This is a genomic window from Falsiroseomonas sp., from assembly GCF_041690465.1.
GTDB lineage: Bacteria > Pseudomonadota > Alphaproteobacteria > Acetobacterales > Acetobacteraceae > Falsiroseomonas.
This window is the reverse complement of sequence record NZ_JAWLHG010000009.1, coordinates 178,215-184,229: the sequence shown is the minus strand read 5'-3', so window position 1 is coordinate 184,229 and position 6,015 is coordinate 178,215. Positions and strand designations below refer to the sequence as shown.

Sequence of the window (6,015 nt, the reverse complement as noted above, 5' to 3'; positions counted from 1 at the left end):
GAGCCGATCCAGCACCGCCAAGGCCGCCCCCATCGCACAGAACAGCCTTGAATCATGCCTCAATCAAATGGGGAATCCTGAGAGTCCACAGGACCTAGGCCATCCGGCGGGGAAGTCGCCGACCCGCCAGCGTCCGCCTGGCCGCAGACACTATCCCTCGCCAGCTCCGTCGAGCGCGTCCATGACGTGGAAAGAATAGGTCAGCGCCGCACCGGCGTTCAGCGCCACCGCCACGCCGAGCGCCTCGGCGATCTCCGCCTTGGTGGCTCCTGCTGCCTTGGCCTTGCGCGCATGGGCATCGATGCAGCCCTGGCATTTGGTCGTCACCGCCACGGCCAGGGCGATGAATTCGCGGGTCTTGGCGTCGAGATGCCTGGTCGTCGCAGCGCCGCGGCTGAGCGCGCCGAAACCCTTGATGAGCTCGGGGTGCAGCGCCGAGAACTCCTTGCCGCGCTCGCGTAGCGCGCCGTTGTACTCGTCCCAGTCCTCGATCCGCGTATCGGTCGTCATCCCCATCCCCCTTCACACGCGAAAGGCGCCGCCCGCACCGGGCGACGCCTCCGTAACATGGACAGTGCAGCCGGCAGAGACCTACTCGGCGGTTTCCGGCTCGCGCTCCGGCTGGTCGCCTTCGCCCTCCTCTGGCTTGGGCAGCGCCGGCGGTGCCGCTTCGATGTAGTCGAAGGACAGCGCGCCGTCCTTCAACCCGACCTTCACCGCACCACCCTTCGCCAAGCGGCCGAACAGCAACTCCTCCGCGAGCGGCTTCTTGATGTACTCCTGGATCACGCGGGCCAGCGGACGCGCGCCGTAGAGCGGGTCGTACCCCTTCTCCGCCAGCCATTCCCGCGCTGCGCTGGACAGCTCGATCGTCACGTTGCGGTCGGCGAGCTGCGCCTCCAGCTGCATGACGAACTTGTCCACGACCCGGGCGACGATCTCCGCGCCAAGGCCGGCGAAGGCGATAACGGCGTCGAGCCGATTGCGGAATTCCGGCGTGAACATCCGCTGGATCGCCTCCTGATCCTCGCCGACGCGGACCGAGGCACCGAAGCCGATCGCCGGCTTGGCCATGTCGGCTGCGCCCGCATTGGTCGTCATGATCAGGATGACGTTGCGGAAATCCACCGTCTTTCCGTTATGGTCGGTGAGCTTCCCGTGGTCCATCACCTGCAGCAGGATGTTGTAGAGATCCTGGTGCGCCTTCTCGATCTCGTCGAGCAGCAGCACGCAATGCGGATGCTGGTCGATGCTGTCGGTCAGCAGGCCGCCCTGGTCGAAGCCGACATAGCCGGGCGGCGCGCCGATCAGCCGGCTGACGCTGTGGCGCTCCATGTATTCGCTCATGTCGAAGCGCACCAGCTCGATGCCGAGGGTCTTGGAAAGCTGTTTCGCCACCTCGGTCTTGCCGACGCCTGTCGGGCCGGAGAACAGGTAGTTGCCGATCGGCTTCTCCGGATCCCGCAGGCCCGCACGGGACAGCTTGATCGCGGCCGACAGCGCCTCGATCGCCTTGTCCTGGCCGAACACCATAGCCTTCAGGTCGCGCTCCAGATTCTTCAGCACCTCCTTGTCGTCGGCACTGACGCTCTTGGGGGGAATGCGTGCGATCTTCGCAACGATCTCCTCCACATCCTTCAGCGTGACGGTCTTCCGGCGCTTGTTCTCCGGCAGCAGCATGCGCGAGGCGCCGACCTCGTCGATCACGTCGATCGCCTTGTCCGGCAGCTTGCGGTCATGGATGTACTTGGCACTGAGCTCCACCGCCGCCTTGATGGCTTCCGGCGTATAGCGGACCTTGTGGTGCTTCTCGTAGTTGGTCTTGAGCCCCTGCAGGATCTTCACCGCGTCCTCGACCGTCGGCTCGTTGACGTCGATCTTCTGGAAACGGCGGACCAGTGCGCGGTCCTTCTCGAAGTAGTTGCGGTATTCCTTGTAGGTGGTCGAGCCGATGCACCGCAGCGTGCCCTGCGCCAGCGCCGGCTTCAGCAGGTTCGACGCATCCATCGCCCCGCCGCTGGTCGCGCCCGCACCGATGACGGTATGGATCTCGTCGATGAAGAGGATGGAGCCGGGCTGGTTCTCCAGCTCGTTCACCACCGCCTTCAGCCGCTCCTCGAAATCGCCGCGATAGCGGGTGCCGGCGAGCAGGCTGCCCATGTCGAGCGCGAAGATGGTGGACTTGAGCAGGACCTCGGGCACGTCGCCCTCGACGATGCGCTTGGCCAGACCCTCAGCGATGGCGGTCTTGCCCACGCCGGGATCGCCCACGTAGAGCGGGTTGTTCTTGGTGCGGCGGCAGAGGATCTGGATGGTCCGCTCGATCTCGCTGTCGCGACCGATCAGCGGATCGATCTTGCCCTGCTGCGCCTTCTTGTTGAGGTTGACGCAGTAGTTGGAGAGCGCGTCCTGCCCGCGCTGCCCGCGCTGCGGCTTCTCCTCCTTCTCCGGCTGCTCCTCGGAGCTGGACGTGGGCGTGCCCTGCACGGGCCGCGCCGCGCTGCGGCCGGGCGCCTTGGCGATGCCATGGCTGATGAAGTTCACCGCATCCAGCCGGGTCATGTCCTGCAACTGCAGGAAATAGACCGCGTGGCTCTCCCGTTCCGAGAACAGGGCGACCAGCACGTTCGCACCGGTCACCTCGTCGCGGCCCGAGGACTGGACATGGATGGCGGCGCGCTGGACCACGCGCTGGAAGCCGGCGGTCGGCTTGGCGTCGCCGGCGCGGTCGGAGACCAGGCCGGCCAGGTCCTTGTCGAGGAACTCGGACAGGTCGCGCTTCAGCTTCTCGGCATCCACCCCGCAGGCACGCAGCACGGTGGCTGCGTCCACGTCGTCAGCGAGGGCGAGAAGAAGATGCTCCAGGGTGGCATACTCGTGCCGACGCTCGTTCGCGAGGCCGAGGGCGCGGTGGAGCGTCTGCTCGAGGTTACGGGACAGCATTGGCTTGACGCTCCCTATCGGGTGGCAAGGCGCTCAACGGGGCGTCCCTGCTGCGGTTGCCCTCAATGTGGTCACTCCCCCCCCCTTGCGACAGAGGTGCCGCCCTTCATGAAGGTGGGGCGGTCGACGGCCCGGGATGAGAGGGCCGTCATTCCTTTTCGATGGTGCATTGGAGCGGATGTTGGTTCTGCCGCGCCAGGTCCATCACCTGGGTCACCTTGTGCTCGGCGACCTCGTACGTATAGACGCCGCACACGCCCACGCCCCGGCGGTGGACGTGCAGCATAATGCGCGTCGCCTCCTCGCGGCTCTTGCTGAAGAACCGCTCGAGGACATGCACGACGAACTCCATCGGCGTGTAGTCATCGTTCAGCATCAGGACCTTGTACATGGACGGCTTGCGGGTACGCGGCCGGGCCTTCACCACCACGCCGGTGTTGGGGCCCTCCGTCCCGTTGCCGGAGCCGCTGCCCTGGCCGTTCCGCTTGTCGCTGTCGCTCATGCCTGCCTTGGTCGCGCGCCTTGATCGCCTGTTCTGGAAGCCGGATTGCGCCGGCCGGCCCGATGGCCCGGTCAGCGCCGTGCTGTTATCCCCGTCCGCCGCGGCGGGGCTCGGCACAAGATATCGGAGCGCCGGGGCCTGAGTGAAGGGCTTGACGCGATGATCCGCAAGTAAGGTGACCGGAAGCTTGCCAAAAGGGCCGTCCGGTCCCGTAATCCGGTTGCAATCACGCAACGGATAAGGGGCCCGTCCGGGCCGCCCGATCCGCACCAGGCGGAAAGGACGGGCGGGCGGGCCCCCTCGCGAGGGTCGCCGGGACCGCATGGGTGCCCGGCGACCGGATTTCTGCCGCCGGAGCGGCGGTGGTCAGGCCGCGAGCGGCTTGCCGAGCTTCTCGACCGCCAGCGTCATGCGGGCGGTGAGCGGCGCGTAGGCCGTCTCGGCGAGGCGGAAGGTCGCCTCCTGCAGCTTCGCGGCCTCGCTCATCGAGCGCTCCATGGAAGCCTTGGCGAAGGCGGCCTGGATGTCGGCGGCTTCCTTCAGGCTCTTCACGGAGGCCATTGCCTTGGCGCTCTCGAGCGCGTGGTCGGTCAGCGCCTGGCTCACGGCGAAGACCTGCTTGCCGATGTCCTGGAAGCCGACGGCGAACAGCTGAGCCGTCTTCGTCATCGCTTCCATGTTGCCGCGGCTGAATTCCGCTGCTTCCTCGGCCGCCTTGAAGAAACCCTCGGCCGTCTTCGTCACCTGTTCCATGCCCTGCTCCATCGCCGCACGCGCCTGGGTGGCGCCGTCTTCCACAAACTTCTTCGCCTGAGCGCCCTGGGCGGTCGCCGTGGTCTCGACCAGCGTGACCGCCCGCTTGCTTTCCTTCGTCTCCGAGGCCATCCGAGTGCTCCTTCAACTGCCGTGACGGCGCGCCCCGAAGGGCCACCGGGAGCCGAAGACCCGGCCCCTTGGACTTTTGCTGCACCGCAGCACGCGAGGCTTCTAGCCTTGTCCGCGTTGCCATCGCAAGTGTTTTTTTGCAGCGCAGCATAAGCAGATTCTCACTATCCCGCGCGCTTCCGTGGCCGGGAAGCTGCCCCGGACAGCGAGGCGGCGGGCTGCGTGCGACGGTGTTTGAGCAGTGCGCCGCAAGCCTCTGCCTTTACATATTGTTCCAGCACTGTTCTCTCGACAAAGGGGGCCTGTATTCAATAGGTTTGAGGTGGCTGGCGCGGCACCGGGGGGTGTCGCCCGGGGGGGATGATTGCCGATGCGGTTCGGGCTCGCCACGCGTGCAGGGCTGGTTGCCTGTGTCACGCTCGCAACTGCGTTGCTCGGGCTGGCTGGCCAGGCACGTGCCCAGATCGGCAGTGAACGCTACGCCGCCATCGTGCTGGACCACGGCAGCGGCCGCGTGCTGGTCGCCGCCAATGCGGACGACACGCGGCACCCGGCGTCGCTGACCAAGATGATGACCCTCTACATGGTGTTCGAGGCGCTGCGGGATGGGCGCCTGACGCTGAACTCCCGCGTGCCGATCTCGGCCGAGGCGGCCTCCCGCCCCCCCTCCAAGCTGGGCGTGCCGGCGGGACAGTCCATTTCGGTCGAGCAGGCGATCCTGGCCCTGGTCACCCGCTCGGCGAATGACGTCGCGACCGCGGTCGGCGAGCGCCTCGGCGGGTCGGAGGCCCGCTTCGCGCAGATGATGACGCTGCGCGCCCGCGGGCTCGGGATGGCCCGAACCACCTTCCGCAACGCATCCGGCCTGCCGGATGCCGAGCAGATCACCACCGCGCGCGACATGGCCACCCTCGGCCTGCGCCTGTTCCAGGATTTCCCGGACCGCTACCATTATTTCGGCATCACCCATGCCCAGTTCGGCGGCGTCCGCATCCGCAACCACAACCGGATGCTGGAATCCTACGAGGGCGTGGACGGGATCAAGACCGGCTACATCAATGCCAGCGGCTTCAACATCGTGACGAGCGCCAGCCGCGGCGGGCAGCGCCTGGTTGGCGCGGTGTTCGGCGGCAGCTCCTGGTCGGAGCGGGACGGCCACATGGCGACCCTGCTCGACCGCGGCTTCAACCAGCTCGGCGTCACCCATACCGCCGCCGCCCGGCCGATCCTGGTGCGTAGCGCGGCGGCGGCGGCGCTGCCGCGCGCCGCGGCCGCCAGCCCCACCAGCCGGGCGACCCGCTCAGCCCGGCAGACACCGCGGCGGGCGGCCCAGACGCGGCAACAGGTCACCTCGCGGCCGGCTGCCACGACGCAGAGGGCACGGCGCCCGGCCGCCCAACCGGCGCGCGCCACCGCGTCCCGCCGCGCGGCATCGGCGCGCACGACGACGGCGCGGTCCCGCAGCGCCGCCACGCGCCGGACTGCGCCGGCACGCACCACGCGGAGCACGGCCACGCGCAACACGCCGGCTCGCCCGGCCACCGCACGCCGGGCGCCCGCGGCCCCGACGCGCAGCGCACTCGCGGCCGGACGTGGCCAAGGGTCGGGAGGCCCCCTGCCCGCGCCGGTGCCCCGCGCGACCACACCGGTTCGGGCGGCCACGCTGAACTGACGCCGCCGCGCGG

At 68.2% G+C, this 6,015-nt stretch carries 5 protein-coding genes; 1 reads left to right on the top strand and 4 read right to left on the bottom strand.

Annotated elements, in window-relative coordinates; translation table 11 throughout:
* Positions 1 to 150: 150 nt before the first annotated feature.
* The 4 genes from ACESM1_RS12055 to ACESM1_RS12040 form a co-directional block, all read right to left on the bottom strand.
* Positions 151 to 492, bottom strand: coding sequence for a carboxymuconolactone decarboxylase family protein (locus ACESM1_RS12055; protein WP_372620363.1), 342 nt, complete (start codon positions 490 to 492; stop codon positions 151 to 153).
* Between the two features lie 99 nt (positions 493 to 591).
* On the bottom strand, positions 592 to 2,943 hold the full coding sequence (clpA, locus tag ACESM1_RS12050) for an ATP-dependent Clp protease ATP-binding subunit ClpA (RefSeq protein ID WP_372620361.1): 2,352 nt from the start codon (positions 2,941 to 2,943) through the stop codon (positions 592 to 594).
* A 148-nt stretch (positions 2,944 to 3,091) separates the two neighbouring features.
* Positions 3,092 to 3,445: an ATP-dependent Clp protease adapter ClpS gene (gene clpS / locus ACESM1_RS12045; RefSeq protein ID WP_372620360.1), complete on the bottom strand. Its 354-nt coding sequence runs from the start codon at positions 3,443 to 3,445 to the stop codon at positions 3,092 to 3,094.
* A gap of 366 nt (positions 3,446 to 3,811) precedes the next feature.
* On the bottom strand, positions 3,812 to 4,330 hold the full coding sequence (locus tag ACESM1_RS12040; protein WP_372620358.1) for a phasin family protein: 519 nt from the start codon (positions 4,328 to 4,330) through the stop codon (positions 3,812 to 3,814).
* 370 nt (positions 4,331 to 4,700) lie between these two features.
* Here ACESM1_RS12040 and ACESM1_RS12035 point away from each other — a divergent pair, with 370 nt between their 5' ends.
* Positions 4,701 to 6,002 (top strand): D-alanyl-D-alanine carboxypeptidase family protein, encoded by a 1,302-nt coding sequence (locus ACESM1_RS12035; protein WP_372620356.1) that lies wholly within the window; start codon positions 4,701 to 4,703, stop codon positions 6,000 to 6,002.
* Positions 6,003 to 6,015 lie beyond the last annotated feature (13 nt).

Excerpts from the sequence above, each read along its gene's own strand:
- clpS (WP_372620360.1), bottom strand. The coding sequence starts at position 3,445 with ATGAGCGACAGCGACAAGCGGAACGGCCAGGGCAGCGGCTCCGGCAAC.
- clpA (WP_372620361.1), bottom strand. The coding sequence starts at position 2,943 with ATGCTGTCCCGTAACCTCGAGCAGACGCTCCACCGCGCCCTCGGCCTC.
- ACESM1_RS12040 (WP_372620358.1), bottom strand. The coding sequence starts at position 4,330 with ATGGCCTCGGAGACGAAGGAAAGCAAGCGGGCGGTCACGCTGGTCGAG.
- ACESM1_RS12035 (WP_372620356.1), top strand. The coding sequence starts at position 4,701 with ATGCGGTTCGGGCTCGCCACGCGTGCAGGGCTGGTTGCCTGTGTCACG.